This window comes from Brevibacterium sp. LAARM2_SD2 (assembly GCF_057364785.1).
In genome coordinates, this window is record NZ_JBNFOM010000012.1 from 57,003 (window position 1) to 83,405 (window position 26,403).

Below are 26,403 nucleotides of genomic sequence, written 5' to 3' on the forward strand. Positions count from 1 at the left end.
TCCTTTGATTCGTTGCGTCCGGATCTCAGTCCGGAGTCTGGTTCAAGCTGTGGGGATCGGTCCGCAGCGGACCGTTCGGCCTCAGAGCGGCCGAGTCACTTGCCCTTGAGCTTGCCCAGAAGCTTGCGGGCCTTGGCGCGATCGCCGCCGGTGAGGACCTGGTCCGTACCGACACGGCGCTTGCGGCTCGAGGACTTGCCCTCGAACTTGTGCTGGTTGTTCACGCCTTCGCGCATGATCTTGCCACTGCCAGTCACGCGCATGCGCTTCTTGGCGCCGCTGTTCGTCTTCTGCTTCGGCATCGTGCCGTTCTCCTTTGCATTTCGTTGTGGGCAAGGGGGCGCCCACAACTACTTCACCCACCGGACACAGGTGTCCGGCAATTCGTTACCTGTTGCTCACGCCTCGGGCGCTGCGTTCTTCTCCGCAGCGACCCGATCGCGTCGGGACTTGACCTCGGCGTTGCGGCCCTTGGCATCAGAGGATGCCTTGCGGGCTTCGGCCTTGGCGTCGGATTTGGACTTGTGAGGAGCGATGACCATCACCATGTTGCGTCCGTCGACCCGCGGGGCGGATTCGACGGTGCCGAGTTCCGACACATCTTCGGCCAACCGGTTGAGCAGCTTGATGCCCATCTCGGGACGGGACTGCTCGCGCCCGCGGAACATGATCATGACCTTGACCTTGTCGCCGCCGGACAGGAACCGCGTCACGTGACCCTTCTTCGTCTCGTAATCGTGTTCGTCGATCTTGAGACGGAAGCGGATCTCCTTCAGCGCGGTGTTCGCCTGGTTCTTCCGGGCTTCCCTGGCCTTCTGGGCAGATTCGTACTTGTACTTCCCGTAGTCCATGAGTTTGGCCACGGGGGGCTTCGCCTGCGGGGCGACCTCGACGAGATCGAGATCTGCCTCTCGGGCGAGATCGAGTGCCTTGCGAATGGCAACGATACCGACCTGTTCACCATTGGGTCCGACCAACCGGACCTCGGGAACCCGAATCCGGTCATTGATGCGCGTCTCGCTGATGTGTTCACTCCTTTTTAGCTCAAATGGTGTCGTGGCAATGAAAAAGGCTCCCATCGACACGAATGCCAAGGGAGCCTGCACACACGATCACCGGGGTCTGAGACCACAGGATCTTTCCGTGAATACACCTCGACCCGCTGCCTTCATCCCCGATTTCCAACGAGGGGAAGAACATCAGATCTTCGGACCCGATCGCTCGTCGCGATCCAGGTGGGAGTCAGACTCCGCTTCGCACCGTATCCAGTGTACTACGGTTCATGACTCTTCGCACATCGCCACCCCTCCCGGCCACCCGGGACGTGGGAATGTGCCAAGCTTGACCCATGACCTCTCAAGACCCCAATACCGCCGAGGCGGTCGGCGACGTCACCCGCGACATCGCCGAGGTGCCCGCCGTCGAAATCATCACGTCTACGGCCGTCCATCTCATGTCCGCCGCCGCCGTGAAGACCGGCCTGGCCGAGGACACCCCCGGCCAGTCCGCCGCCGACCTCATCGACCTCGATGAGGCTCGCAAGCTCATCACCGCACTCGCCGGCCTCGTCACCGGTGCCGCCACCGTCATCGGCGACCATCACGCCCGCCCGCTGCGCGACGGCCTCCGCAGCCTGCAGCTGGCCTTCCGCGAGGCCTCGACGATTCCCGACGAGCCCGGCCAGGGTCCCGGAGAGAAGTTCACCGGCCCCGTCCGCTGATCGAGTCGAGGCTCGCTCCTTTGGGGCTTGGCTCTTCGCAGCTCGTCGCCTGACGCTTTTTTGTCCCTGACGGCTCCCGTTCACTGAGCGGGGGCCGTCAGTGCATTCACGGTCTCACCGCGTGCGTGGTCTCACCGCGTGCACGGTCTCACCGCGTGCACGGGCTCACCGGGTTCGCGGGCTTACCGCGTGCACAGTCTCACCACCCGAGTTCGGCGATGACCGCGGTCATGAGGTCGTCTTCGACGTCATCGAAGCCGGGACCGAACTGCCCGAACCGCAGCGAGCTGATGAGTCCGATGATCGCCACCCACGCGGTGACTGCCCGAAGCGTCGTGGCGGCATCGACGTCGATGCCGAGAGTGGCGAGTTCGGCGGCGACGCGCTCGACACCCGGGTTCGGCTGCGCGCAGGCAACCTGCCCGCGCACGGCATCCGCTGCGCCCGCATCTGCGGTGCCAGCTGCACCCGACCCTGGTGCGCCTGCAGTGCCCACCTCTGGGGCGTCCCCCGAGTCCGCAGCGCCCGCCTCGTCGACGAGGGTGACAAGCGTGGCCATGACGCGCGTGCCCAGCTCGACCGTCACTTCGCGCGGCGCCGCATACGCGGCGATCGGCGTGCCGTAGATGAGTGCCCAGCGCCGTGGGAACCTCCGCGACCACGCGAGCATCGCCAGCCCCAGCGTCGGCACCGACCTGTCGCGTTCGAGGGCGGCATCGACCGCCTCGGCGATCGAGGTGAAGGCGTCGGCGATGAGGATCGTGAGGAGTTCGTCGCGGGTCTTCACGTAACGGTAGACAGCGCTCGAGACGATGCCGAGCTCACGCGCGATCGCCCGCAGCGAGAGCGCCTCCGCCCCCTCGGCGTCGAGCATCCGATTGCCGATCTCGACGATGCGCGCTTCGGTCTCCGCACGCGCCTTCTCTCGCGGAGTCCGCTTCTTCTCCATTCCCTCACTCTACGGTGAGAGAGCACCGGAATTGAATGTGAGCACTGCTCTTGTTTTATCGCTGCGACGGGTCTACGCTCATATCGTCACCAACAGAGAGCAGTGCTCACATCTCGTGGCTGCTCGCCAGACGAAGGGAACACCGCCATGCGCTCAGCACTCGTCCTCGGCCTCGGTCAGATCGGCGCCCAGATCGCCCGCGACCTTGCCGCCGCCGGCACCGATGCCCGTGTCATGACCCGCTCGGCGCCGCCCGCCGAGGCTCTCGCCGTTCCCGCCAGCACCATGGGGTCGATCACGTGGACGCAGGGCGATGCGTCGAACGCCGCAGCTGTCCGTTCCGCCGCCGAGGAGGCGAATGCCGAAGCGATCTTCGCGTGTGTCCACGCCGCGTACGACTCGCGCGTGTGGGCGACGACCCTGCCCGGCCTTGAGGCGGCGATCATGGATGCGGCGGCCGAGCTCGGCATCCCCGTCGTCTTTCCCGAATCGGTCTACGCGTTCGCCGGGCTGGACACCCCGATCACCGCCGACTCACCGTTCTCCCCGGTCGACGACAAGGGCCGCATCCGCCGGCAGCTCATCGACGCCAGCGAGGCTCACCCGGCGCAGGTCGCGAGCGTGCTCGCCGGCGACCTCATCGGAGCGACGGCCACGCCGACGAGTTCGGTCGTGCGCCTCTGCATCACCGACCGCATCGCCGCCGGCCGTCGGGCAGTCGTGCTCGCGCGCACCGATGTTCCCCACGGGATCACCGTCATCGGCGACATGGCTCGGACGATGATCGACGCGGCTGCCGATCTCGCCGACACCGCCGACGCGGTGGTCGCCGGCCAGATTGACGCGGCGGCGGAGATTGCCGATCCCGCGACCACCGTTGCCGGTCCCACGACAGCCGTAGCCGGTCCCGCCACCACCGTGACCGACCCCGCCGATCAGGCAACCATCGCCGACACGGGCCGACAGCACCCAGCCACCGCCGACGTTCCCCGGCAACGCACTGTCACGGCCGGCGCGGGACGTCACCGTCTCGTCATCGCTCCGAGCGCCAATCCCACGCTCGCCGACATCGCCGCGTACACCCACGAAGCCATCGGCTCACGCCCCAGACAACCCGGCGCCATCCCCCACGCCGTCGTCCGAGCCGCCGGATGGTTCGACCGGACGATGTTCGAACTCGCCGAACTCGCCCCGATCTGGCGCCGCCCCTGCCTCATCGAGTCGGGTACGGTCGGCGACTGGCGCCGCGGAATCGACGAGATGGTCGCCTGAGGACGGGGCACCTCGGCGCGGTCCCCCACTGACCGCGGAACCACCTCGGCGCGGTTCGTCACCGCCTGCGGAACCACCACCCCACCGCGGATGGGCACTCACCACAGCCCCACCTCGGCGGGGATCGATCTCAGTTCTGCCCGAGGAAGATCCCGTTGCCGGGTCCGAGCGGCAGGTCGAAGAAGTACCAGATCGCCAGCAGGCCCGCCCACGCGAGCCAGAACGGGATGACGAACGGGAACATCCGGGAGATCACGGTGCCGAGGCCGGCGTTCGGCTCGTAGCGGCGGACGAGGCCGAGGAGGACGATCATGTACGGGTTGAGCGGGGTGATGACCTGTGTGGCGGAGTCGCCGACACGGAACGCGGCCTGGATGAACGCGGGCTCGTAGCCGAGCAGGGCGAAGAGCGGGACGAAGACCGCAGCCATGAGCGTCCACATCGACGATCCGGAGACGATGAAGAGGTTGAGCACGCTCGCGAGCAGCATGAATCCGATGATCGCGGCAAAGCCGGTGAGGCCGATCGACTCGAGCCCGGACGCGCCGGCCACGGCGATCCACGAGCCGATGCCCGACCAGTTGAAGAGGGCGATGAACTGGCCGAGGATGAACGCGAGGATGAGGAACGACATCATGTCGACGAACGACTGCCCCATCATCTTGACGATGTCGTTCATCGACCGGATCGTGCCGACGACGAGACCGTAGACGACGCCCATGAGCATGAAGTACGCGAAGACGATGAAGACGATCGAGGACAGCAGCGGGGACCGCGGCAGGAAGCCGCCCTCCTCGTTGCGCCACGGGGAGTCGGGGATGAGGACCGCGAAGAGGATGACCGCGGTGAGGGCGAGCGCGGCGAGGACAGCCCAGCGCAGACCCCGCTTCTCCGCCGGCTCGAGCGTCGGGCTCATCGCCGTCTGCGCGGCCTCCATCTCCTGCGCCGACACGGAGTTCTCCGCATACTCCGAGCCTGACGCCTGGTACTTCTTGTCGAGTCCCTGCGTCTCGCATCGACGTAGTCGCGCGGCACGCCCTTGCGGACCATGTTCGGTTCGATGAGCTTGTCGATGATGAGCCCGGCGATGAGGGCGAGGACGATCGAGGCGACGATGTTGAAGTAGTAGTTCGAGACCGGGTTGACCGCTTGGTACTCGACCCCGGGCAGCGTCTCCATCACCGAGGTGGTGATGCCGGCGAAGAGTGCGTCGAGGCTCGTCGGCACGATCGACGTCGAGTATCCGGCGCCGGTCGCGGCGAACCCGCCGATGAGACCGGCCATCGGGTGCCGTCCCGCGGCCTTGAAGACGAGCGCGGCGAGCGGCGGGATGATGATGAATGCCGAGTCGGCCATGATCGACCCGACGACGCCGACGAACCCGACGGCGTAGGGCAGCAGCCAGCGCGGGCTCTTGCCGAAGGCGACGCGGACGGCCGCGGCGAGCATCCCCGACTTCTCGGCGACGCCGACGGCGAGCAGGATCGGCAGCACCGTCGCCAGCGGCGGGAACCCGATGTAGTTCTCGCCCATCGTCGTCGTCAGCCACGCCAGGCCCTCCCCGGTGAAGAGGCCCCTGATCGCGACGACTTCGTCGCTGCCGGGGATCGTCACCGACACCCCGGCGAGCGCCATCGCCGTTGAGATCGCCCCGGTGAGGAGGAAGAGACCGAGGAAGAGCGTGAAGGGCTCGGGCAGTCTGTTGCCGATCCGCTCGATCCCGTCGAGCATCCGCTGCCCGATTCCGACTTTCCCTGACGCCTGCGTTGACATGGCTCTCTCCTATGAACGCGCTGAGTTCGGGAGGAAACCGGTGAAGGGCCCGAACCGCCGAGGTGGTGCTCACTGAACTCGCGACTGCCCTGTCCGCCGGAATTGTCCGACGATCACAGTGCTGTCGTGGAACAGTCTGGCACACCTCGGTGTCCGAGCTCACATGCGCGGATGCGTGCGCGGGACTCTGCGCGGGTTCGTCCTCAGACGCGGTTGATCCGGCGCACGGCGAGTTCGGCGAGCAGGGCAGCCCCGTCGGGGAGGACGGAGTCGTCGAAGCGGGCGAGCGGCGAATGGTTGCTCGGGGCCGTCGCCGGGTCCCCCGTCGCACACGCTCCGAGGAAGAGGTACGTCCCGGGCACCTCGTCGAGGACGAAGGAGAAGTCCTCAGCCCCGGCGTCGGGCGTGGGCTTGAGGGCGAAGCGGTCCTCACCGAAGACGTCGGCGACGGTCTCGGCCATGAACGCATGCTCATCGGGGTTGTTGACCGTGAGCGGGTAGACGTTGCGCATCGTCACCTCCGACTCCAGTCCGTGCGCCGCGGCGACGCCCTCCATGAGCGGGACGACGAGTTCGGCGAGCAGGGCGCGCGATTCCCGGCTGAACGAGCGGATCGTCGCATTGAACTCCGCGGAGTCCGGGATGATGTTCTCCTTCGTGCCCCCGGCGATCCGCCCGACGGTGACGACGACGGGGTCCCAGATGTTGAAGCGCCGCGTCACCATCGTCTGGAGTGCGGTCACCGCTTCGCAGAGCGCGGGGATCGGATCCATCGTCGTGTGCGGCGCCGACCCGTGACCGCCCGCCCCGTTGAACCGCACGGTCAGCGAATCGGGCGCCGACATCAGGGTGCCGGGGCGGCCGGTGAAGACCCGCGGGGGATCTCGTGGGCGAGCACGTGGAGACCGTAGGCGGCGTCGGCGCGCTTGCCGGCGGCGTCGAGGACGCCCTCGGCGATCATCTGCTCCGCCCCGCCGTCCATCTCCTCGGCGGGCTGGAACATGAAGACGACGTCTCCGTCGAGCTCCTCGCGCATCGCGTGGAGGATCCGCGCCGCGCCGACGAGTCCGGCGGTGTGGAGGTCGTGCCCGCAGGCGTGCATCGTCTCCCCCGTCGTCGATGCGAAGTCCTCACCGCTCTCCTCGACGACGGGCAGCCCGTCCATGTCACCGCGCAGGAGGACCACCGGCCGGTCCGCACCGGTGCGGCCTCCGGGCTTCGTCCCGCGCAGCACCGCGGTGATGCTCGTCAGCTCCTCGCCGAGGCTGATCTCGAGGTCGAGTCCCTCGAGCGCGGTGAGCACCCGCTGCTGTGTTCGGGGCAGTTGGCGACCGAGCTCGGGCTCCCGGTGGAGGTCGCGGCGCAGGGCGATGAGGTCCTCGGCGAAGCTCTGCGCAAGCTCCCGAGTCCGGGATGCCTGTGGCGCGGCGGTCGTGGTCGGCTGGGTGTCCGTGGGCGATTCTGTGGGTGTCATGGGCAATAACGTAGGGTCGGCGGCTGCGGACCGGCAACGGTTCGCGAGCCGCTCGGCGAAGGTCTCGACAACTGTCGTCTCCGCGCCCGCCAACACGCGACAATCCGTCATTGTTCCGGTCAGAGGCGAGGCGCAAGGATTGAGACACTCATCACACACCAGGTCGCACAGGGAGGCAATGATGCAGACCAAGGCCACAGACTCACCGGACTCACCTCCGAAGAAATCGTCACCGCTCCCGCTCATCGCGGGCACCACGGTCGGCAACTTCGTCGAGTGGTTCGACTTCGCCCTCTACGGGTTCGCGGCGACGATCATCGCCGCGACGTTCTTCCCGCCCGACGGCGGTGCCGGTGCCCTGGCGGCGACGTTCGCCGTCTACGCCGCGGCGTTCGTCATCCGTCCCGTCGGCGGGTACGTCCTCGGTCGCATCGGGGACCGCTACGGCCGCCGCCGCGCCCTGTCGATCTCCGTCATCATCATGGGCCTGGCCACCGCCGCAATCGGGCTCATCCCCAGCTTCTCCGCGATCGGCTGGTGGGCACCGGCGCTGCTGCTCGTCTTCCGCTGCCTCCAGGGGTTCTCCGCCGCCGGCGAGTTCGTCGGGGCGACGACGTTCCTCATGGAGCACGCCCCGCAGGGCCGTCGCGGCCTGTGGTGCAGCTTCGTCACCACCTCGACGTGGCTCGGCACCGTCGGCGCCACCGCCCTCATCCTCGTCCTCCAGGCGAGCTTCGGCCCCGTCTACCAGGAATGGGTGTGGCGCGTGCCGTTCGTCTTCGGCGGACTCATCGCAATGGTCGGCCTCTACGTGCGCCTCCGCCTCGCCGAGACCCCCGTCTTCATCAAGACCGAGGAGAAGATCGACGACGCTCCCCGCCTGCGCGACCTCTGGGCCAAGCACAAGGGCATCATCATGATCGTCTTCGTCTACAACGTCTTCCTCGGCATCCTCACCTCCTCCGTCGTCGGCTACCTGCCGAGCTACCTCATCTCCGAGCTCCGGTTCGCTCCGCTCCAGGCCACGATCACCGTCACCGGCATGCTCATCGTCGCCGCGATCACCAGCCCGATGATCGGGGCACTGGCCGACAAATACGGTCGCCGCCGTCTCCTCATCCCCAGCGTCGCGATCGCCGCCATCGCCGTCGTCCCCGCCTACGGCCTCCTCGGCGTGGCGGCACTGGCCTGGCTCGGCATGATCGTCATGGTCGTCGCGACGAACTTCGTCGGCGTCGTCGGCAGCATCAGCGTTCCCGAGCTCCTGCCCCCGCAGTTCCGCTTCGTCGGTCTCGCCCTGCCCACGGCGATCGCCTACGCGATCTTCAGCGGCACCGCTCCCCTCGTCAACTCGAGTCTCATCTCCGCCTTCGGCACCGCCCTGGCGCCCGGGTTCTACACCCTGGCGATCGGTGCGATCGCGTTCCTCGTCCTCGCCCGGTGGCTGCCGGAGACTAGGGACTCCTCGATCGCCCACGTGCGCAGCTGCGCACCCGCTGAGACGACATGGGCTGGGCCGCGTCCGCGTCCTCTACTCTTGGAGGCATGCAAGATGAGGTCCAGTCCATCGTCGATGCCCTGAGCACGGCGCTGGGGCGCACCGTCTCGGTCAGCGACTACTCGATCCGCCACATCGCCCACTCGAGGCAGATGGGAGCCGTCGACCAGGCCCGCATCGACTCGGTGCTCCGTCGCCGCGTCTCACCCCAGCTCCAGGAGTTCATCTACTCCCAGGGCGCCCGTCACGCCACCGGGCTCTTCGAGGTCGCAGCAAACGAGAGCCTCGACGCCCGCATCGCCCGCTACGGCCACCCCATCAGCGCCGATGGTCGGACCCTGGGCTTCATCTGGCTCCTCCGCAGCGAAGGCCCGCTCGGTGCGGAGGAGGAGAAGACCGTCGCCGAGGCGGCCGCTCGATCAGCCGGGAGCTGCGGAGACAGGCCCACGCCGGCCGTGCCCGGGACACCGCCCTCAAACAGCACCTCGCCGATGCCCTCTCCCCCGACGCGGAGGAGCGGACCAAGGGCGCTGAGGCACTCGCCCAGGAGAGGCTCTTCGGCGCCCAGGCCTCGACCCTGCTCGTCCTCGACTTCACCGCCACCGCCTCGGCGAGCACCGCCCAGACGGGGATGAGCGCCGCGCTCATGCTCGAACGCTTCACCGACTGGTTCTCCCTGGCTCCGGGCCTCTTCCACGACTTCGCCGACCACAGCGTCGTCCTCCTCGGCGCGGAGTTCCCCGACGATTCGGTGCGGCAGTGGTGGCGGGGCGAGCTCACCGACCAGGACGTCATCGCCCGGGTCGGCATCGGCCTCGGCGACGCCCTCGACGACCTCCGCGACGCCGAGGCGACGTTCGCCGCCTACCGTCACGCCCGGACGGCCGCGCGCATCGCCCTGACCACCGACACCGCCCCGGTCGCCCTGCGCCGCTTCGCCGAGCTCGGCTACTACGGACTCCTGCCCGAGGCGAGCCCGGAGACCCTGGCGACCCCGGTCGCCGCAGTCATCGCCGCCCTCGTCACCGATCATCCCGAGCTCGCCGAGACGCTCGAGCGCTACCTCGACGCCGCCGGCGACGTCCGCGCCACCGCCTCGGCGATGTACCTCCACCGGGGCAGCCTCTACAACCGGCTCAAGCGGATCGAACAGCTCACCGACCTCGACCTCGGCAGCGGCGGTGACCGGCTGAGCGCCCATCTCGGCCTAAAACTGCTCCGCACGACTGGACAGCTGTCGTGGCCGGAGACCGTCGAACACGACAGTCAGCGATAGTCGCACGGGCCGCACCTCGAGATAATCGAGACACGACCACCGTTTCAACGACGAGATCAGAGGTAACCATGGCGATCTGGCTGGCCAACCCCACTGTGATTCCCTGCACCGGCGACGAGACCGACAAGGGTCCGGGCACCGCACCGCGGGAGGTCACGGGAATCCGCATCGACGATGGCCTCATCGATCGCATCGGAGGGTCCGCCGAGGCGGGGGACGAGGTCATCGACGCCGCCGGCCTGACGCTCACCCCGGGGCTCATCGACGGACACACGCATGCGGGCATGGCGAGTCCCGTCGATGCGAGCCTGCGCCACGATCTGCCCGTCGCCGTCCTCGCCGCCGACATCTTCCACGTCTGCGGTGAGGCCCTCGACGCGGGGTTCACGACGCTGCGCGACTGCGGCGGCCTCGACCTCGGCGTCCCCCAGGCGATCGCGAGCGGCCGCGTCCGGGGCCCGCGGATCGTCCAGTCCGGTCCGATCCAGGCCCAGACCGGCGGGCACGGCCACTACTCGAGCGAATGGGAGCCGACCGAGTACTTCGACACCCATGCGATCCCGGGGCTGCGGACGATCGCCCTGCTCGCCGACAGTCCCGACGAGGTCCGCAGGAACGTCCGTGAGTCCTTCCGCCGCGGAGCCGACTTCATCAAGATGTGCGTGACCGGCGGAGTGCTCGGCTTCCGCAACAACGTCGAGGCCACCCAGTTCACGTTCGACGAGATCGCTGCGGCCGTCCACGAGGCGACCGCCCGCGGCACGTACGTCACGGTCCACGCCCACAACGCGACGGGCATCCGCACCGCCATCGAGGCCGGGGTCAAATGCGTCGAGCACGGCACCGGCATCGACGCGGAGACCGCGCAGCTCATGGTCGAGAATGGCGTCTCCCTCGTTCCGACGTTCGCCACCGCCTACGTCTACCTCACCGGGTCGAGCGCCTCCGGGGTCGAGCACGACTTCTCCGCGCAGATCGACGGGGTCATCGCCGGGATGGAGTCCTCCCTGCGCGAGGCCAGGAAGGCCGGGGTGCGCATCGGACTCGGCTCGGATCTCACGGGACTCAACCAGGTCAACCGGGCCGAGGAGATGAAGCTGCGCTCGCAGCTCGAGTCCCCGGAGGCCGCGCTCATCGCCGCAACCCGGATCAACGCGGAGCTCTGCGACCTCGGCGAGATCACCGGCACGATCGAGGAGGGCAAGCGCGCCGACCTCGTCGCGTGGACGGCGTCCCCGCTCGAGGATCCCACCCGCTTCACCGACCGGTCGACGATCGCTCACGTCTTCCTCGACGGCAGGCGCGTGGCGGGATCGGCGGCCGGGTGATCGTCGGCCGCCGGCAGTCGCTCACGGCTGCCGGTTCTCTTGTCGACCGGTTGTGCCGGCCGGTTGCGCTGAACCTGTTCAGTCGAAGTAGTGCTCGACGTCGATGGCGCCGCCGGCGCGGGTGAACTCCGCGTCGACCTCGGCGGCGAGATCATCGTCGACGAGGTAGTCGAGCGCCGTGCACGCCAGCCCGTAGGCGGCGTCGCGGGCGGCGGCCTCGGCGGCCGGGGTGATCGCGGCGGCGGCGAACTCCCGGGTGTGCAGGGCCACCTCGGCGTCGGCGGTCCTGATGAGCGGATGGATGCCGGGGATCCGGTAGGAGACGTTGCCGAAGTCCGTCGAGGCCGCGATCGACTCGTCGAGGACGCCCGCCGGCAGCGGTGAGCGTCCGCGCTCCTCCTCGTGGAGGGCCCAGCGCGTCGTCAGCGCCGCATTGCCGCGCACCGGCAGCGACGGCGGGTGCTCATCCCACGTCACCTCGACCCCGGTGCCGGTCATCAGAGCCGCCCCCATCGCCGCCTCCTCGACCCGCTGCGAGAGCTCCTTGAGCGTCTCCGGGTACTTCGAGCGGACGTAGCACTGGACGGTCGCCGATTCCGTGATGATCGAGGGCCTCGTCCCGCCGTCGGCGATGACGGCGTGGAGGCGGGAGATCGGCGGCATCTGCTGCCGGAGCAGGCCGAGGCCCTGATAGAAGAGGGTCGCCGCGTCGAGTGCGTTGCGTCCCATGAAGGGCTGCGCCGAGGCGTGCGCGGCGACTCCCGTATACGTGACCTCGAGGAGGCGACGGCCCAGCCATACCTGGTCGGCGCAGTCGTAGCCGTACCCGTGGACCATGATCGCCGCGTCGATGCCGTCGAAGGCACCGGCCCGGGCCATGACCTCCTTGCCCGAGTGCCCCTCCTCGGCGGGAGTGCCGAGGAGGACGACGGTGCCGGGCACGGCCGCAGGATCCCTCTTCACGAGGTCGTCGAGCGCGAGGAACGCCCCGACGGCGGCAGCGGCGATGAGGTTGTGGCCGCACGCGTGGCCGATCTCCGGCAGCGCATCATATTCGGCGAGGATGGCGATCGTCCTGCCCTCACCGGTGCCGGTCGTCGCGCGCAGGGTCGTGTCGACGCCGTAGCGCCCGGTCTCGACGGCGATGCCGCGGGAGGCGAGGACGGCGGCGATCGCGGCGACGGATTCGTGCTCTTCGTACGCGGTCTCGGCGAGGCCGTGGATGGTGTGGAGGAGTTCGGTGATGTCGGCGCCGACGGTCTCGAGTCCTCCGCGATCGCTTCGGTGCTCGTCGTCGGGGCGCCGGTGAAGGTGTCGGTCCACTCCCCTGCCGCGCCGGCGCGGGCCTGCGTCTCGGCGGAGATGTGGTCGAGGTAGGACTCGTCGGGAACGGCGGGGCGGCTGAGATCGCGCAGGGGGCTCATGTCACTCAAGCATAGGAGACCCAGCGCTCACAGCCCGGCGCTAGGCCGCGGTGAGCTGGAGGGCGAGGGAGTCGACGCGGTCGATGATGAGCGCATCGACGGCCAGCGCGTGCTGGAACCGGTCGAGTTCGCTTTCGTCGACGTCACCGCGGACGCCGAGGCGGATGCCGAGTTCCGGTCCTTCGACGTGGACGCGGGCGCTGCCGGGACTGAGACTGATCGTTGCCAGCCACGGGAAGGCCTCGGCGATCGTCGCGATCGCCTGCCCCACCTCGGCGTCGGCCCACGACGGCGTCCACGGCCGGCCCTGCGCGAATGCGAACAGCGCGGGACGCCGCAACAGGAACGACCGTGCGGTGCCGGGGTCGAGGACGACGAGCTGGGATTCGGCTTCGACGGCGCCGAGGACGAGGCGCTCGGCTTCGATCGGCACGGGCCGGGCCTCGGGGTGCCAGGACGTCAGCGGGGGGATCGCGGAGAACCCGGGCGTGCATTCGCGACCGTCGGCGGCCTGGAGGCGGACCATCGCCATCTCCGAGGAGTTGTCGACCATGAGCCCGTTCTCCCCGACGCCGTGGTCGACGGCCAGGGGCACGATCGGCGCGTAGAGGCGGGTGCCGGACAGGGCCGTGACGACGCCGCGGTGGGCCTCGGGGTCGAGCGGTGCCCCGGCCGCGGTCTCGAGGGCCGTGAGCAGGGCCGCGTCGGCCTCACCGGTGTCCCCGGAGAACGGGTTCGGGGCGAGGCTGCGGCCCTCCCACGGCTGGCCGGCCGAATCGGTCGACACGGTCTCAGCGTCCTGCGACGTCGAGGGCCTCTTCGAGCGTGAACTGCCCGGCGTAGAGGGCCTTGCCGACGATCGCGGAGTCGACGCCGGCGGGGACGAGGCTGCGGAGGCTGCGGAGGTCATCGAGGCTCGAGACGCCGCCGGAGGCGGTGATCGGCTTGTCGGTGCGCGTCGACATCGATTCGAGGAGGTCGAGGTTGGGTCCCTGGAGGGTGCCGTCCTTGCGGACGTCGGTGACGACGTAGCGGGCGCAGCCGGCTTCCTCGAGGCCGGTGAGCACCTCGAAGAGGTCCCCGCCGTCCTTCGTCCATCCGCGGGCAGCGAGCGTCTGACCGCGGACGTCGAGGCCGATGGCGACCTGATCGCCGAAGCGGGAGATCATCTCGGCCGTCCACTCGGGGTTCTCGAGGGCCGCGGTGCCGATGTTGACGCGTTCGGCCCCGGTGTCAAGCGCCCGTTCGAGGCTTTCGGTGTCGCGGATGCCGCCGGAGAGTTCGACCTTGATGCCCACGGCCTTGACGACCTGGTTGAGGAGGTCGGAGTTCGATCCCCGACCGAAGGCCGCGTCGAGGTCGACGAGGTGGATCCACTCGGCGCCGCGCTCCTCGAAGTCGTGGGCGGCGTCGATCGGTGAACCGTAGTCGGTTTCCGTGCCCGCTTCGCCCTGGACGAGGCGGACGGCTTTGCCGTCGGCGACGTCGACGGCGGGGAGGAGAACGAGCTTGTCAGTCATGGTGGCCTTTCCTGGGTCGCAGTCGGTGGTGCGGTGGTGGATGCGACGCTGAGTCAGTGATTCCGGGACCGGGCCGGTCCCGGGGCGTGCGGGTCAGTCGTTCGGCGCGGATGCTCCGGGCGAACCGGGGCTGTCGGGCGACTCGGGATTGTCGGGCGACTCGGGGTCCCTCGGCGTTTCAGAGAACGTCGCGATCCAGTTGCGCAGGAGTCCGGCACCTGCGGTCGCTGACTTCTCCGGATGGAACTGGGCGGCCCACGTCGTCCCGTCCTCGACGGCGGCGACGAAGTCCCCGCCGTGGGTCGCTGTCGTCACCAGCGTCCCGGGCGGGTGCTCGGTGGCGGCATAGGAGTGGACGAAGTAGAACTTCTCGTCCTCGATGCCGGAGAACATCTGCGAACCGGGGGCCGCAGCCACGCCTGTCCACCCCATGTGGGGCACGACCGGCGCGTCGAGCGCGGTGACCTCACCGGGCCACAGGCCGATGCCCTCGGTCTCCTCCCCGTGTTCGCGTCCGCGGGAGAAGAAGACCTGGAGGCCGACGCAGATGCCGAGGAGGGGACGACCGGCGGCGTGCCGGTCGCGGATGAGATCAACGGCGCCGACGGATTCGAGCCCGCGCATCACGGCGGAGTACGCGCCGACCCCGGGCACGAGCAGGCCGTCGGCTGCGTCGATGACCGCGTGGTCGGCGGTGAGGGTGACGTCGGCTCCGGCCGCCTCGGCGGCGCGCACGGCGGAGCGGACGTTGCCGGCGCCGTAGTCGAGCACGGCGATCGTCGTCATCAGCGCTGCCCTCCTGAGAGGACGCGGGAGATCCGCCACAGCGAGAACCCGAAGACGATCGCCCCGACGACGGCGACGATCCAGGCGACGGCGTTGCCGCCGAGGCCGACGGTGACGCCGAAGGCGAGGACGAGACCGGCGAGGACGGCGACGACGATCCACATGAGCGCGGTGCGTGCGAGCGCGGCCCGTCCCGGCGTCATCGTCGCCGCGCTCGCCTGGAGCTTCGACATCGACGAGGTCGGGATGTTGCCCTCGACCTCCTCAGGCGCGACGGTTTCGAGGAGGATCTGCTCGGTGACGTCGGGGAGGTTGCGCAGGGCGAGTCCGGCCGGGACATCGGATTCGCGTGCCCCGTGCCGGAAGTGGCCGGCGTCGATCTGCTCGTCGCTGCGGACGAGGAGGAGGACCTCGTGTTTCCCGGCGAGCTTCGAGATCGCAGCGGCCGCCTCGTTGCCGGCTTCGACACCGGTGTCGGAGAGCACGATGCCGGTGAAGTCGCCGATGGGCACGATGGTGCCGGAGATGTTCGAGAGCACGCATGCGGCGGCGAGCTGGTCGGGGACGCCGAACGGGGTGACGACGACGGTGGTGCTCACAGGACTCCCTTGGTGCTCGGGACAGCGGTGGTGCGGCCGTCGGGTTCGACGGCCTCGCGCAATGCGCGGGCGAAAGCCTTGAACTGGGCTTCGACGATGTGGTGCGGGTCGCGACCGCGCAGCAGGTCGAGGTGGACGGTGAGTCCGGCGTGGAACGCGATCGACTCGAGCGCGTGGGAGGTCATCGAGCCCGTGAAGTGCCCGCCGATGAGGTGGTACTGCTGACCCTCGGGTTCGCCCTGGTGGACGAAGTAGGGGCGGCCGGAGATGTCGATGACGCAGCGGGCCAGCGATTCGTCGAGCGGGACGAAGGCGGCACCGTAGCGGCGGATGCCGGCCTTGTCGCCGAGCGCCTCGGCGATGGTCTGCCCGATGACGATCGCGGTGTCCTCGACGGTGTGGTGGACGTCGATGTCGGTGTCGCCGGAGGCGCTGATGTCCATGTCGATGAGCGAGTGCTTCGCCAGTGCGGTGAGCATATGGTCGAAGAACGGCACCGTCGTCGAGATGTCTGCTCTGCCGGTACCGTCGAGATCGAGGGCGACGGACACGGTCGACTCGGATGTCGATCGGTCGCGTTGGGCCTTCCTCATAGTGAGCCTTTCTTCGCTCTGGTCATCACGCGGCGCATGGGTGCGCCGCTGTCCATTGTCTCAGTCCCTGTCCGCATCGTGCACAGCGGTCTCGCTGCTGAACACCGGCGGTCTCGTCGCCGAGGCGGTGGTGGCGGTCTCCGATGGGCGTCAGCGATGGCTGAGCAGCGTGTCCGGTGCGGTCGCGACGATGTCGTCGAGGGCGGCGAGGAACGCGGTCGTCTCCGCTTCGGTGCCGGCGTTGACCCGGGCGTGGTGGGGAATGCCGATGTCGCGGATGAGGATTCCGCGGTCGAGGAGCTGCTGCCACAGGTCGGCCGGTGAGGCGATGTTGCCGAAGAGGACGAAGTTCGAATCGCTCGGGTAGACGGTGAAGCCGAGGGCGGCGAGGCGCTCGGCGATGGCCGTGCGCGAGTCGATGAGCCGATCGACGTTGCCGAGGAGCAGATCGGCGTGCTCGAGCGCCGTGCACGCGAGCACCTGGGTGATGTCGGAGAGGTGGTAGGGCAGCCGCACGAGGCGGAGGGCGTCGATGAGTTCGGGGGCGGCGATCGCGTAGCCGAGCCGCAGTCCCGCGCAGGCGAAGGCCTTGCTCATCGTCCGGGAGACGACGAGGCGCGGTCGGCCCTCGAGCAGGGTCATCGCCGAGGGCAGGGCGGGACGGGAGAACTCGGCGTACGCCTCGTCGACGATGACGATTCCCCGGCAGTTCTCGTATGCGGCGGCGATGACGTCGAGGCCGATCGAGGTGCCGGTCGGATTGTTCGGGGTGCAGAGGAAGACGATGTCGGGATCGACGCGGGCCACCTCGGCGGCGACGGATGCGGCGTCGAGTTCGAACTCCTCGTCACGGGAGCCCGCCACCCAGCTCGCGCCGGTGCCGGTCGTGATGAGCGGGTGCATCGAGTAGCTCGGGGTGAAGCCGAGAGCGGTGCGTCCGGGGCCGCCGAAGGCCTGGACGATGTGGGAGAGGACCTCATTCGAGCCGTTGGCCGCCCAGATCATCTCCGGGACGAGGTCGAACGAGCCGCCCGCCCGTTCGTTGACGCCGTCGAGGTAGGTGACGAGGTGCTCACGCAGCGCCGTGAACTCCCGGTCGGGGTAGCGGTTGAGTCCGGCGAGGTGGCCGTCGACGGCCCGGCGCATCGCCTCGGTGACGACCTCGGGGATCGGATAGGCGTTCTCGTTGACGTTGAGCTGCACCGGAACGTTGAGGTGCGGAGCGCCGTAGGGCTGCTGACCGACGAGGTCGGAGCGGACCGGCAGAGAGTCGATGTTTCCCACACACCGATTTTAGCGCTGGGGAACGTCGAGGCTCTGGCCCGGGTGGACGACAGGGCTGTCAAGGTGGTTGAGCTCGACGATGTCGGCGACGACCTCACGGGTGTCGCGGTCGAGACCGAGGTTCGAGGCCACGGTCCACAGCGACTCGCCCTCGCCGACGACGACGGCGTCAGCGGCGACTCCGACGACCTCTCCCTCAGCGACCGCCTCGGCGGTGAACGTCTGGGTGGAGATGAAGAGCGTTCCGCCGATGATGGCGAGAGCGCACAGGGCGGTGCGGAGCAGGCGCACGGCGCGGCGGCCGCGGACGGTCAGACGCATTTCGTGATTCTTCTCAGACATCGCTTTACCTCTTTCTTCGTACGATTCCATCCGCAATGGGTAGAACGTCTGTTCTATTCAACATGCCAATCGAACAAATGTCCAGTCCATCTCGAACATTTATGAGACAATGAGCGAGAACCAGCGTTGTTGATCGATCTCGAACAACCATCCCAGGCGGCACTGACACGAGATCTCTCGAAGCGCTTCGACCGGTGGGATTAGAACGAAGGGGAAGAGGCAATGGTGCAGAACAAACGAGGCAGAGGCAGGCCGCGCAACGAGGATGTGGCCAGCGAGATCGCGGCTGCGCGCAGCGAAGAGGACGAGGTCGAGATCCCCGACGGGCCGACCGGAGCCGGCGACTTCCGACTCTCCCCCCGGCAGCGGCTCGTCCTCGAGACGATCGAACGCGCCGTCGTCACCAACGGCTACCCGCCGAGCATGCGCGAGATCGGCGAGGCCGCGGGGCTCGCATCGCTCTCGAGCGTGGCGCATCAGCTCTCGCAGCTCGAGCGGCTCGGCTATGTCCGTCGCGACCCCAAGCGCCCTCGGGCGATCGAGGTCGTCAATCCCTTCGAAGAGGAGGAGGCGGAGCGCGCGAAGTACGAGGAGCTTGCGAACAACACCGTCCAGGTCCCCGTCGTCGGCCGCATCGCCGCCGGTGGTCCGATCCTCGCCGAGCAGGAGGTCGACGACGTCTTCTCCCTGCCGACGCAGGTCGTCGGCTCCGGAGAGATGTTCCTCCTCAAGGTCGTCGGCGATTCGATGATCGAGGCGGCCATCTGTCACGACGACTGGGTGGTCGTGCGCAAGCAGCACACCGCCGACAACGGACAGATCGTCGCCGCCCTCCTCGACGGCGAGGCGACGGTGAAGACGCTCAAGCGCAAGGCCGGACGTCAGTGGCTGCTCCCGCAGAACAAGGACTACGACCCCATCGACGGCACGTACGCGCAGATCATGGGTCTCGTCGTCGCCGTCATCCGCCGCCTCTGAGAGCTGCTACCGGGCACGGCCTGCGCGGAGCGACTGCGCATATCGCGGGCACTGCCTGCACAGTTCGCCTGCTCGAGCACTGCCAGCGCCCGGCGACGAGTGCCCTCGACCGGTCACGGTCGGGGGCATTCGTGCGTTCCGCAGGGTCCCCGGGCGCGGACGACCACCTCGGCGGCAGGGCACGACCGCCTCGGCGGGGTCAGATTTCGAATCCCGCACACGCAACCGCACAGACAACCCGTGCACGCGGTGGATCAGCGGCTCCGCGTAGGGCCTACGAAGCTCCGCGGTGTATCAGCGGCGCCGCGGTGGTCTTCGCGCTCCGGGTGCCCTTCGACCGCCTCGGCGGGCTTAGATTTCGAATCCCGCCCACACAGCTGCACGGACAACCCGTGCACGCGGTGGATCAGCGGCTCCGCGTAGGGCGTGCGAAGCTGCGCGGGGTGATTGCCGCTGAGGGTTGTGCGTGCGAAACCGCGCGACGGATCTGCGGCGCAGCTGAATCAGATACTGGGATCGTTCAGGGGCTGTTCTGCACATCGGTCAGGGAGTCGGCGGTCGGATAGCCCTGCGTCGAGTCGCCCATTCCGAGCAGAATGACCAGGGTGAGCACCATGGCAGCACCGCCGAGAACGAAGGCCGCAACGGGCCAGACGTTGAGATAGGTGGCACCCATGAGCAGTCCGATTCCCCCGGCGGCGAAAAGGGCGAGACCCGTGAGGAGACTCGCCAGCCAGTGTTTCCGCTGGGGCTTCTTCTTCCGTTTGCGCGCCATGGCGCGAACTGTACCACCCGGCCCCGAGGACCTCATCCCTTGGCTGCGCCGTCGTCCTTCGCGTCAGCGAGGCGACCGAGGGCCGTGCGGACGAGCTGCGCGTCCGTCGTCGGCCACATCTGCGGCATCGAGTTGACGAGGTATCCGGCGTACCGAGCCGAGCGCAGCCGCGAGTCGAGCACTGCGACCACTCCCTTGTCGGCCGTCGAGCGGATGAGGCGCCCGGCACCCTGGGCCAGGCGCAGTGCGGCATGCGTCGCGCTCACCGCCATGAACCCGTTGACACCGCGCTTGTCGGCGTCGCGGGCCCGCGCCTGCATGAGCGGATCGTCCGGGCGCGGGAAGGGGATCCGGTCGATGATGACGAGCCGGTTCGTCCTCCCCGGCACGTCGACGCCCTGCCACAGCGACATCGTCCCGAACAGACACGCCTCATCGTCGGCGGCGAACCGGGAGACGAGCGACGGCAGACCGTCCTCGCCCTGGAGGAGGATCGGAACATCGACCTTGGCTCGCAGATGCTCGGCGGCGGCATTCGCTGCCGCCTTCGAGGAGAAGAGTCCGAGCGCCCCGCCACGGGACGCGGTGACGAGCGCTTCGAGTTCGGCCAGCGCCTCTTCGCTCAGCCCGCTGCGACCGGGTTTGGGCAGATGAGAGGCGACGTAGATGATCCCCTGCCGGCCGTAGTCGAACGGTGAGCCGACGTCGAGGCCGTCCCACCTCGGCGCATCCGGTCCGAAGAGACCGAGCGAGGCGGCTACGGCGTCGAAGTTCCCACCGAGGGCGAGCGTCGCCGAGGTCGCGACGACGGTGGAGTCCTCGAAGATCCCGTTGCGCATGGTCCCGGCCACGCTCAGCGGGGCGACGACGAGGTTCGTCGTCTCGCGTTCGCGGAAGGTGCTGCGGCTCAGCCACACGACGTCGTTCTTGCCGGGATCGCAGAAGCGCTCGGCGAGTTCGAAGATCTCCTGGCACCGGGCCTTGGCCATCTGCCGGCCCGCATCGGCCTCCTCCCCGCGTCCGCCGATGTCGTTGATGATCTGCCGGGCGGAGTCGCGGATCTGCGTGAGGGCGAGTGCCAACGGCTCGGCGACGGAGAGCATGAGCCCCTCCTGGACACCGGCGGTGGCGCGTTCGAAGGCCGCCGAGGCGGTGTCGAGCATCGCGACGACCCCGTCCTCGACCGTCGTGTTCTTCCGCACCGCCGAGGTGGCTGCCGACAGCATGCCCGTGTTGATCTGGCCGGACAGGGCGTTCGTCACGCGGTCCTTGAGTTCGTGGGCCTCGTCGATGATGATGACGTCGTGATCGGGCAGGACGGAGTTCTCCCCGAACGCGTCGATCGCGAGCAGCGCGTGGTTCGTCACGATGATGTCGGCCTCCGAGGCCGCGGTCCGCGCCTGTTCGGCGTAGCACTCGGTGAAGAGCGGACAGTTCGACCCGAGGCAGTCGAACGCGTTGACCGACACCTGCGCCCACGCCTTGTCACTGACACCTGGCAGCAGATCGTCCCGGTCGCCGGTGTCCGTCGTCTTCTCCCACGTCCGGATCCGCTGGATCTCCTCGCCGAGGCCGGACCGGTCAGTTGGCCTGCGACCGGCGGCGGCATCGGCGCCGAGGTCGAAGAGCATCCCCTCGTCCTCGTCGGGATAGCCGCCCTCGAGTTTGTGCTTGCACACATAGTTGCGCCGCCCCTTGAGCAGCGCGGCCTTCGGCAGCGGGTCGAGCGTCTTCTTCAGCGCCTTGAACAGGCGCGGCAGGTCCCGGTGGATGATCTGCGTCTGCAGTGCCAGCGTCGCCGTCGAGACGACGACCGTCCCGCCGGTGCGGCTCGCGAACTCGGCGGCGGGCACGAGGTAGGCCAGCGATTTGCCGGTGCCCGTGCCCGCCTGGACGAGGAGGTGGATGTTCTTGTCGAGCGACGAGGTGACCGCCTCGGCCATCTCGGTCTGCCCCTCACGGGGCGCTCCGCCGATCGCCCCGACCGCGGTCTGGAGCAGATCGGAGACCGTGCTCACTCGCCGATGACCAGGTCGGGCCTGCGGAACTCCTCGAGTTCGGCGGCGAGTTCGGCCGGGACCTTCGCCTGCATGCCCGTGCCGCCGGCGCCGTGCTCCTCGTGCTCGACGGTGCCGAGCGCGTAGATCTTCGACACGAGGTCGCCGCGCTCATACGGGATGAGGACGGTGATCTCGATGTTCGGCGAGGGCAGCCTCTCCTCGATCGTCTCGACGAGTTCGGCGATCCCCTCCCCCGTCGCCGCGGAGACGAACCGTGCTCCGGGGTATTCGGCGCGCAACGCGGTGACGACGTTCTCGTCGGCGAGGTCGACCTTGTTGAAGACGAGGAGTTCGGGGATGTCACCGGTCTCGACGTCGCCGAGGACCTCGCGCACGGCGTGGATCTGCCCGTGCGGATCCGGATGCGAGGCGTCGACGACGTGGAGGAGCAGATCGGAGTCGGCCGCCTCCTCGAGTGTCGACCGGAACGCCTCGACGAGCTGGTGGGGCAGGTTCCTCACGAAGCCGACGGTGTCGGTGTACGTGAACGTGATGCCCTCAGCCGTCCGCGACTGCCGGACGGTCGGGTCGAGGGTCGCGAACAGGGCGTTCTGAACCATCACCTCGGCGTCGGTGAGCCGGTTGAGCAGGGAGGACTTGCCCGCGTTCGTGTACCCGACGATCGCCACCGACGGGATGTGGTTGCGGTTGCGGTTCTTCCGCTTCGTGTCCCGGGCCGGAGCCATAGCGGCGATCTCCCGGCGCAGCTTCGCCATCCGCGTGCGGATGCGACGGCGGTCGAGCTCCATCTTCGTCTCACCGGGACCGCGCGAACCGATGCCGGCACCGCCGGCGACCCGGCCGCCGGCCTGACGGGACATCGACTCACCCCAGCCGCGCAGACGCGGCAGGAGGTATTCGAGCTGCGCGAGCTCGACCTGGGCCTTGCCCTCGCGGGACTTCGCGTGCTGGGCGAAGATGTCGAGGATGAGCGCGACGCGGTCGACGACCTTGACCTTGATGACGTCCTCGAGCCCGCGCCGCTGGCTGGGGGCGAGTTCGGAGTCGATGATCACGGTGTCGGCGCCGACGGCTTCGACGATCTCCTTGAGCTCGGCGGCCTTGCCCTTGCCGAGGTACGTGCCCGGGTCCGGCTTCTCCCGGCGCTGGACGATCGCATCGAGGACCTCGGAGCCGGCGGTCTCGGCGAGCGCGGCGAGTTCGCGGATCGAGTTCTCCGCCTCGTCGAGCGTGGTGTTCCACAGTCCGGCGAGCACGACGCGCTCGAGCCGGATCTGGCGGTATTCGACCTCGGTGACATCTTCGAGTTCGGTGGAGAGTCCGGCGACGCGCCGCAGGGCGGCACGCTCGGCGAGATCGAACTGGGAGTCCTCGTCAGCGGGGGTTCCCTGCGGGCTGAGCGCCTGAGCACCTCTGGCGAGGACGCGGTCGAGCATGGCATCTCGACGCTCTTTGTCGGTGGACGTCATTCATTCCTTTGTTCGTGTGTCGTTGTCGTCTGCATTCTGTGCAACGCATTCCGACGTCGTTCTATTCTCCCACAGCCGACTAGACTGCAACCGTGGCAGAGCACTATTTCACGCAGAGCCCGACGAGCGACGCGAAGCGCCGGGAGATCACCCTCGACCTCGCCGGTCGCACCGTGACCGTAGAGACGATGAGCGGGACCTTCTCCCCCACTCGACTCGACCCCGGCACCGCTGTGCTCCTCAAGCACCTTCCCGCGCCCGCCCCCGGGGATCTTCTCGATCTCGGGGCCGGGTGGGGTCCGATCGCGCTCCATTCCGCGTTCCAGGCTGCCGACGCCGAGGTGGACGTCCGCATCTGGGCCCTCGACGTCAACTCCCGGTCACTCGAATCGACGGCGGGCAATGCCGCCCGCCTCGGACTCGAGACGATCCGTCCCGTCACCGCAGACGAGATCCCCGCGGACCTCGAGTTCTCGACGATCCGGTCGAATCCGCCCATCCGGATCGGCAAGGAGGCCCTCCATGAGCTGCTGGAGACGTGGCTGCCCCGTCTTGCCCCCGGTGGGCGCGCGGACCTCGTCGTGTCGAAGAACCTCGGCGCCGACTCCCTTCTCGGCTGGATCTCCACGATGCTCGGTGAGGGGTTCACCGCTGAGCGCACCGCCTCGGCGAAAGGGTTCCGGATCCTCACGATCCACCGGGACTGATGCGAGTGCGGACACGGTGTGCCTTCCGGCGTCGAGCGTCCGCGAATCTCAGTCGAGGGTGCCGCTTGCGACGAGGACCGCGGGACCGGCCAGCGTGACGGTTCCGGCCGTCCCGGTCTGATCAGGGGTGATGCCGATGCGCAGGCGACCGCCGGGAACGTCGACGCGCCACTGCAGGGGCGAGGCCGCACCGGCCCAGTGATGGGCGGCGATCGCGGCCGCGCACGCACCGGTCCCGCACGATCGGGTCTCCCCGACGCCGCGTTCGGACACGCGCATCCGCAGGGCGCCCTCCCCGCCGGCGACGTCGCTGCGGGCCGGTTCCATGACGATGTACTCGACGTTCGACCCGTGCGGCGGCACCGGGTCGAGGACGGGGTAGTCGCGGAGGTCGGCGGCGGCGAGCTCGGCCGCCTCGGCGAGTGCCACGACGGTGTGCGGATTGCCCGTCTCGACGGACAGTCCCGGACGGGCAACGTCGATGCCGTCGGTCGTCACGAGCACCTCGGCGCGGTCGTCGAGTGACCACGCGCCCATGTCGACGGTGTACCACGCGTCCTCGGGCGAACCGGGGATCCGCGCGGTCAGGCCTCGGTCGCGGGGTCGGTCTCACCGAGGGCGGGGTTGAGGGTGGTGCGGACGGTCTTGATGCCGTCGCGGGTGGCGACCTTGATCTCCGGGGCGTCAGCGGGGACGCGCCCGGTGGTGACGAGGGCGTGGGCGAAGACGCGGACGCCGTTGCCGCACATCTCCGAGAGGCTGCCGTCGTGGTTGTAGTAGTCCATGAACCATTCGGCACCGGCGGCGGCCTGGTCGGCGGCGCCGGGGATGCCGCTGTCGGCGGAGCGGACGATGCGGATGACGCCGTCGCCGCCGAGCCCGGTCTGCCGGTCGGCGAGCAGCGCGACGGTCTCGGGGTGGAGCGTGAGGTCACCGTTGTCGTCGTCGAGGAGGACGAAGTCGTTCTCGGTGCCATGCCCCTTGTGGAAGCGGGTGCCGGAGAGTGCGGCGAACGGTGAGGTCATGCCTCCATCCTAACGATCTCCAGTGCCCGGCTCAGCGGTGACCCCGGGGACTCCGGTGCCGCTGCCCCTGCCTCGCTCATGTCGATCCAGGTGATGCGCGGGTCGCGGCGGAACCACGTGTCCTGACGGCGGGCGAACTGGCGGGTGCGCACGGTCGTCGACTCCTGGGCCGCGGCCGCGCTCATCGTGCCCGCGAGATGCTCCTGGATCTGCGCGTACCCGATCGCCCGGGAGGCCGTGCGACCGCGGGCGAGCCCCTGGCCGAGCAGGGTGCGGACCTCGTCGACCCAGCCGGCCTCCCACATCCGGGCGACGCGGGTGGCGATGCGTGTGTGCAGGGTCGCCCGATCGACGCCGAGGCCGAGGTGGATCGTCGGTTCGATCTCCGTGTAGTCGGGCAGGGAAGCGCTGAAGGGCCGGCCGGTGAGTTCGATGACCTCGAGGGCGCGGACGATGCGGCGTGCGTCTCCGGTGCCGATCTTCTCTGCGGCGACCGGATCGAGGTCGGCGAGTCGGTGGTGGGCGGCCCACCGGTCGGCGGCGACCTCGGCCTCAAGGCGGGCGCGCACCGCAGGGTCGGTGCCCGGGAACTCCATGTGGTCGGTCGCGGCGCGGGCGTAGAGGCCCGAGCCGCCGACGAGGATCGGGCGCCGCCCGCGCGTCCGGATGTCGGCGATCGCCTCCCGGGCCGCGGTCTGGAAGGCCTGGACCGTGGCCTCCTCGGTGACGTCGAGGATGTCGATGAGGTGATGGGGCACCCCGCGGCGCTCGGTCACCGGCAGCTTCGCGGTGCCGATGTCCATGCCCCGGTAGAACTGCATGGAATCGGAGTTGATGATCTCCCCGTCGAGGCGTTCGGCGAGGTCGAGGGCGAGGTCGGACTTGCCCGTCGCGGTCGCGCCGACGATCGAGATGATCGGTGCCGGGGCGGTCATCTCAGCCTTCGGCCACGGCGCACAGGGTGCGCACGTCGTGGACGGTCGAGTCGTGGACGATCATCACCTCGCGGGTCCCCGGGGTGCCGGCCTCGTGGTGCTCGAGGGCGGCGCCGAGGAGGTCGAGGTCGGCGTGGACGGCGCGGGCGCCGCTCACGGCGGTGCGCAGGGCCGGGGTGTCCCAGCGTGCGATCGCGGCGGCGACGTCGGCGTCGAAGTCGCTCGCCCTGGGCACGGGGGCGAGTGGGGCATCCGCCGAGGCGGCACCGGAGAGGTCGATGGGCGCGAGCACGTCCTCGCTCGTGCCGGCCGCTCCGATGGTCACGCCGACCTCGTGCGCGTGGAGTGCGGCGATGGCCAGGCCGGGATGCGCGGTGCGGCAGGCGTCGCGCTCGTCCTCGCCCAGGGCGGTGACGGCGTCGACCCAGGCGTCTGCCTCGAGGAGGTCTCCGGTGCGGGTGTCGATGCCGCGGTCGATGCCGAAGCCGCCGAGTCCGAGGAGGACGGGCAGGGTATCGACCGGCAGGGCCCACGCCGAGGCGGTCGCCAGGATGTCGAGGATCGCTGCGCGGGCGGCAGTGGAGCGTCGGGGTTCGGTGCGGTCGATGTGCGACAGCAGCACGGGGGTGGCCGGGATGAGCGCGAGGCGTCGCAT

General features: G+C 69.0%; 26 protein-coding genes and 2 pseudogenes. 8 read left to right on the forward strand and 20 right to left on the reverse strand.

Annotation, left to right across the window (positions count from 1 at the left end; genetic code table 11):
• Positions 1-95 precede the first annotated feature (95 nt).
• Positions 96-302: a 50S ribosomal protein L35 gene (rpmI, locus tag AC2W7K_RS09475; protein ID WP_063250542.1), complete on the reverse strand. Its 207-nt coding sequence runs from the start codon at positions 300-302 to the stop codon at positions 96-98.
• A gap of 96 nt (positions 303-398) precedes the next feature.
• Positions 399-1,079, reverse strand: coding sequence for a translation initiation factor IF-3 (infC, locus tag AC2W7K_RS09480; protein WP_137825266.1), 681 nt, complete (start codon positions 1,077-1,079; stop codon positions 399-401).
• A 269-nt stretch (positions 1,080-1,348) separates the two neighbouring features.
• Here infC and AC2W7K_RS09485 point away from each other — a divergent pair, with 269 nt between their 5' ends.
• The gene (locus tag AC2W7K_RS09485; RefSeq protein ID WP_137825247.1) at positions 1,349-1,720 is read left to right on the forward strand and encodes a DUF1844 domain-containing protein; all 372 of its coding nucleotides are present in this window, start codon (positions 1,349-1,351) and stop codon (positions 1,718-1,720) included.
• A 199-nt stretch (positions 1,721-1,919) separates the two neighbouring features.
• Here the strand turns inward: AC2W7K_RS09485 and AC2W7K_RS09490 are convergent, their stop codons facing one another.
• Positions 1,920-2,669: a TetR/AcrR family transcriptional regulator gene (locus AC2W7K_RS09490; protein ID WP_211979079.1), complete on the reverse strand. Its 750-nt coding sequence runs from the start codon at positions 2,667-2,669 to the stop codon at positions 1,920-1,922.
• Between the two features lie 147 nt (positions 2,670-2,816).
• Here AC2W7K_RS09490 and AC2W7K_RS09495 point away from each other — a divergent pair, with 147 nt between their 5' ends.
• Positions 2,817-3,941, forward strand: a complete 1,125-nt coding sequence (locus AC2W7K_RS09495; protein WP_344251758.1) for an NAD-dependent epimerase/dehydratase family protein — start codon at positions 2,817-2,819, stop codon at positions 3,939-3,941.
• A gap of 130 nt (positions 3,942-4,071) precedes the next feature.
• Here AC2W7K_RS09495 and AC2W7K_RS09500 read toward each other — a convergent pair whose 3' ends face one another.
• The 3 genes and pseudogenes from AC2W7K_RS09500 to AC2W7K_RS09510 form a co-directional block, all read right to left on the reverse strand.
• Positions 4,072-4,893, reverse strand: a complete 822-nt coding sequence (locus AC2W7K_RS09500; protein ID WP_486006064.1) for an AbgT family transporter — start codon at positions 4,891-4,893, stop codon at positions 4,072-4,074.
• Complete coding sequence (locus AC2W7K_RS09505) at positions 4,854-5,714, reverse strand: AbgT family transporter (RefSeq protein WP_486006065.1); 861 nt, start codon at positions 5,712-5,714, stop codon at positions 4,854-4,856. Before AC2W7K_RS09505 ends, AC2W7K_RS09500 begins: the two co-directional genes overlap by 40 nt.
• A gap of 203 nt (positions 5,715-5,917) precedes the next feature.
• Positions 5,918-7,188, reverse strand: a pseudogene (locus AC2W7K_RS09510) (M20 metallopeptidase family protein).
• A gap of 178 nt (positions 7,189-7,366) precedes the next feature.
• Here AC2W7K_RS09510 and AC2W7K_RS09515 point away from each other — a divergent pair.
• From AC2W7K_RS09515 to AC2W7K_RS09530, 4 genes are all read left to right on the forward strand, one after another.
• A complete protein-coding gene (locus AC2W7K_RS09515) occupies positions 7,367-8,770 on the forward strand; it encodes an MFS transporter (protein ID WP_486006066.1) in 1,404 nt (467 codons plus the stop codon).
• Positions 8,734-9,321, forward strand: coding sequence for a hypothetical protein (locus tag AC2W7K_RS09520; RefSeq protein WP_486006067.1), 588 nt, complete (start codon positions 8,734-8,736; stop codon positions 9,319-9,321). The genes AC2W7K_RS09515 and AC2W7K_RS09520 overlap by 37 nt, the downstream gene beginning before the upstream one ends.
• The gene (locus tag AC2W7K_RS09525) at positions 9,318-9,962 is read left to right on the forward strand and encodes a PucR family transcriptional regulator (protein ID WP_486006068.1); all 645 of its coding nucleotides are present in this window, start codon (positions 9,318-9,320) and stop codon (positions 9,960-9,962) included. The genes AC2W7K_RS09520 and AC2W7K_RS09525 overlap by 4 nt, the downstream gene beginning before the upstream one ends.
• A 68-nt stretch (positions 9,963-10,030) precedes the next feature.
• On the forward strand, positions 10,031-11,290 hold the full coding sequence (locus AC2W7K_RS09530; RefSeq protein ID WP_486006069.1) for a metal-dependent hydrolase family protein: 1,260 nt from the start codon (positions 10,031-10,033) through the stop codon (positions 11,288-11,290).
• A 78-nt stretch (positions 11,291-11,368) separates the two neighbouring features.
• Here AC2W7K_RS09530 and AC2W7K_RS09535 read toward each other — a convergent pair whose 3' ends face one another.
• From AC2W7K_RS09535 to AC2W7K_RS09570, 8 genes are all read right to left on the reverse strand, one after another.
• A complete protein-coding gene (locus AC2W7K_RS09535) occupies positions 11,369-12,613 on the reverse strand; it encodes a M20 family metallopeptidase (RefSeq protein ID WP_486006070.1) in 1,245 nt (414 codons plus the stop codon).
• 141 nt (positions 12,614-12,754) lie between these two features.
• Positions 12,755-13,501: an SseB family protein gene (locus AC2W7K_RS09540; protein ID WP_486006071.1), complete on the reverse strand. Its 747-nt coding sequence runs from the start codon at positions 13,499-13,501 to the stop codon at positions 12,755-12,757.
• Between the two features lie 4 nt (positions 13,502-13,505).
• Complete coding sequence (priA, locus tag AC2W7K_RS09545) at positions 13,506-14,234, reverse strand: bifunctional 1-(5-phosphoribosyl)-5-((5-phosphoribosylamino)methylideneamino)imidazole-4-carboxamide isomerase/phosphoribosylanthranilate isomerase PriA (protein ID WP_211979070.1); 729 nt, start codon at positions 14,232-14,234, stop codon at positions 13,506-13,508.
• Between the two features lie 93 nt (positions 14,235-14,327).
• Positions 14,328-15,020: an imidazole glycerol phosphate synthase subunit HisH gene (hisH, locus tag AC2W7K_RS09550; protein ID WP_486006072.1), complete on the reverse strand. Its 693-nt coding sequence runs from the start codon at positions 15,018-15,020 to the stop codon at positions 14,328-14,330.
• Positions 15,020-15,619: a hypothetical protein gene (locus AC2W7K_RS09555; RefSeq protein WP_486006073.1), complete on the reverse strand. Its 600-nt coding sequence runs from the start codon at positions 15,617-15,619 to the stop codon at positions 15,020-15,022. Before AC2W7K_RS09555 ends, hisH begins: the two co-directional genes overlap by 1 nt.
• Positions 15,616-16,212, reverse strand: a complete 597-nt coding sequence (hisB, locus tag AC2W7K_RS09560) for an imidazoleglycerol-phosphate dehydratase HisB (protein WP_211979067.1) — start codon at positions 16,210-16,212, stop codon at positions 15,616-15,618. Before hisB ends, AC2W7K_RS09555 begins: the two co-directional genes overlap by 4 nt.
• A 150-nt stretch (positions 16,213-16,362) precedes the next feature.
• The gene (locus AC2W7K_RS09565; RefSeq protein WP_486006074.1) at positions 16,363-17,496 is read right to left on the reverse strand and encodes a histidinol-phosphate transaminase; all 1,134 of its coding nucleotides are present in this window, start codon (positions 17,494-17,496) and stop codon (positions 16,363-16,365) included.
• Positions 17,497-17,505: 9 nt separating this feature from the next.
• Positions 17,506-17,817 (reverse strand): LysM peptidoglycan-binding domain-containing protein, encoded by a 312-nt coding sequence (locus tag AC2W7K_RS09570; RefSeq protein WP_249121048.1) that lies wholly within the window; start codon positions 17,815-17,817, stop codon positions 17,506-17,508.
• Between the two features lie 243 nt (positions 17,818-18,060).
• On the opposite strand from AC2W7K_RS09570, the gene lexA reads away from it, so the two are divergent.
• A complete protein-coding gene (gene lexA, locus AC2W7K_RS09575; RefSeq protein ID WP_211979064.1) occupies positions 18,061-18,816 on the forward strand; it encodes a transcriptional repressor LexA in 756 nt (251 codons plus the stop codon).
• A gap of 520 nt (positions 18,817-19,336) precedes the next feature.
• On the opposite strand, the gene AC2W7K_RS09580 is transcribed toward lexA, so the two are convergent.
• From AC2W7K_RS09580 to hflX, 3 genes are read right to left on the reverse strand one after another with little or no spacing between them, the layout of a single operon-like run.
• The gene (locus AC2W7K_RS09580) at positions 19,337-19,591 is read right to left on the reverse strand and encodes a hypothetical protein (protein WP_486006075.1); all 255 of its coding nucleotides are present in this window, start codon (positions 19,589-19,591) and stop codon (positions 19,337-19,339) included.
• A gap of 32 nt (positions 19,592-19,623) precedes the next feature.
• The gene (locus AC2W7K_RS09585; protein ID WP_486006076.1) at positions 19,624-21,609 is read right to left on the reverse strand and encodes an ATP-dependent DNA helicase; all 1,986 of its coding nucleotides are present in this window, start codon (positions 21,607-21,609) and stop codon (positions 19,624-19,626) included.
• Positions 21,606-23,081: a GTPase HflX gene (hflX, locus tag AC2W7K_RS09590; protein ID WP_486006077.1), complete on the reverse strand. Its 1,476-nt coding sequence runs from the start codon at positions 23,079-23,081 to the stop codon at positions 21,606-21,608. The genes AC2W7K_RS09585 and hflX overlap by 4 nt, the downstream gene beginning before the upstream one ends.
• Positions 23,082-23,173: 92 nt before the next feature.
• Between hflX and AC2W7K_RS09595 the strand changes: the two genes are divergently transcribed.
• On the forward strand, positions 23,174-23,788 hold the full coding sequence (locus AC2W7K_RS09595) for a class I SAM-dependent methyltransferase (RefSeq protein WP_344251745.1): 615 nt from the start codon (positions 23,174-23,176) through the stop codon (positions 23,786-23,788).
• Between the two features lie 48 nt (positions 23,789-23,836).
• Here the strand turns inward: AC2W7K_RS09595 and dapF are convergent.
• The 3 genes and pseudogenes from dapF to AC2W7K_RS09610 form a co-directional block, all read right to left on the reverse strand.
• Positions 23,837-24,813, reverse strand: a pseudogene (gene dapF / locus AC2W7K_RS09600) (diaminopimelate epimerase).
• Positions 24,810-25,748 carry a tRNA (adenosine(37)-N6)-dimethylallyltransferase MiaA gene (gene miaA / locus AC2W7K_RS09605; RefSeq protein WP_344251742.1) on the reverse strand — a complete coding sequence of 313 codons (939 nt, stop codon included), beginning with the start codon at positions 25,746-25,748 and terminating at the stop codon, positions 24,810-24,812. Before miaA ends, dapF begins: the two are co-directional and overlap by 4 nt.
• A 1-nt stretch (position 25,749) precedes the next feature.
• Positions 25,750-26,403, reverse strand: a complete 654-nt coding sequence (locus AC2W7K_RS09610) for a hypothetical protein (protein WP_344251741.1) — start codon at positions 26,401-26,403, stop codon at positions 25,750-25,752.

Bases quoted from the DNA above. Each gene is read 5' to 3' on its own strand.
- rpmI (WP_063250542.1), bottom strand. From the start codon at position 302: ATGCCGAAGCAGAAGACGAACAGCGGCGCCAAGAAGCGCATGCGCGTG.
- infC (WP_137825266.1), bottom strand. From the start codon at position 1,079: ATGGGAGCCTTTTTCATTGCCACGACACCATTTGAGCTAAAAAGGAGT.
- AC2W7K_RS09485 (WP_137825247.1), top strand. From the start codon at position 1,349: ATGACCTCTCAAGACCCCAATACCGCCGAGGCGGTCGGCGACGTCACC.
- AC2W7K_RS09490 (WP_211979079.1), bottom strand. From the start codon at position 2,669: ATGGAGAAGAAGCGGACTCCGCGAGAGAAGGCGCGTGCGGAGACCGAA.
- AC2W7K_RS09495 (WP_344251758.1), top strand. From the start codon at position 2,817: ATGCGCTCAGCACTCGTCCTCGGCCTCGGTCAGATCGGCGCCCAGATC.
- AC2W7K_RS09505 (WP_486006065.1), bottom strand. From the start codon at position 5,714: ATGTCAACGCAGGCGTCAGGGAAAGTCGGAATCGGGCAGCGGATGCTC.
- AC2W7K_RS09515 (WP_486006066.1), top strand. From the start codon at position 7,367: ATGATGCAGACCAAGGCCACAGACTCACCGGACTCACCTCCGAAGAAA.
- AC2W7K_RS09520 (WP_486006067.1), top strand. From the start codon at position 8,734: ATGCAAGATGAGGTCCAGTCCATCGTCGATGCCCTGAGCACGGCGCTG.
- AC2W7K_RS09525 (WP_486006068.1), top strand. From the start codon at position 9,318: ATGAGCGCCGCGCTCATGCTCGAACGCTTCACCGACTGGTTCTCCCTG.
- AC2W7K_RS09530 (WP_486006069.1), top strand. From the start codon at position 10,031: ATGGCGATCTGGCTGGCCAACCCCACTGTGATTCCCTGCACCGGCGAC.
- priA (WP_211979070.1), bottom strand. From the start codon at position 14,234: ATGACTGACAAGCTCGTTCTCCTCCCCGCCGTCGACGTCGCCGACGGC.
- hisH (WP_486006072.1), bottom strand. From the start codon at position 15,020: ATGACGACGATCGCCGTGCTCGACTACGGCGCCGGCAACGTCCGCTCC.
- hisB (WP_211979067.1), bottom strand. From the start codon at position 16,212: ATGAGGAAGGCCCAACGCGACCGATCGACATCCGAGTCGACCGTGTCC.
- AC2W7K_RS09570 (WP_249121048.1), bottom strand. From the start codon at position 17,817: ATGCGTCTGACCGTCCGCGGCCGCCGCGCCGTGCGCCTGCTCCGCACC.
- lexA (WP_211979064.1), top strand. From the start codon at position 18,061: ATGGTGCAGAACAAACGAGGCAGAGGCAGGCCGCGCAACGAGGATGTG.
- AC2W7K_RS09580 (WP_486006075.1), bottom strand. From the start codon at position 19,591: ATGGCGCGCAAACGGAAGAAGAAGCCCCAGCGGAAACACTGGCTGGCG.
- hflX (WP_486006077.1), bottom strand. From the start codon at position 23,081: ATGACGTCCACCGACAAAGAGCGTCGAGATGCCATGCTCGACCGCGTC.
- miaA (WP_344251742.1), bottom strand. From the start codon at position 25,748: ATGACCGCCCCGGCACCGATCATCTCGATCGTCGGCGCGACCGCGACG.
- AC2W7K_RS09610 (WP_344251741.1), bottom strand. From the start codon at position 26,403: ATGCGACGCCTCGCGCTCATCCCGGCCACCCCCGTGCTGCTGTCGCAC.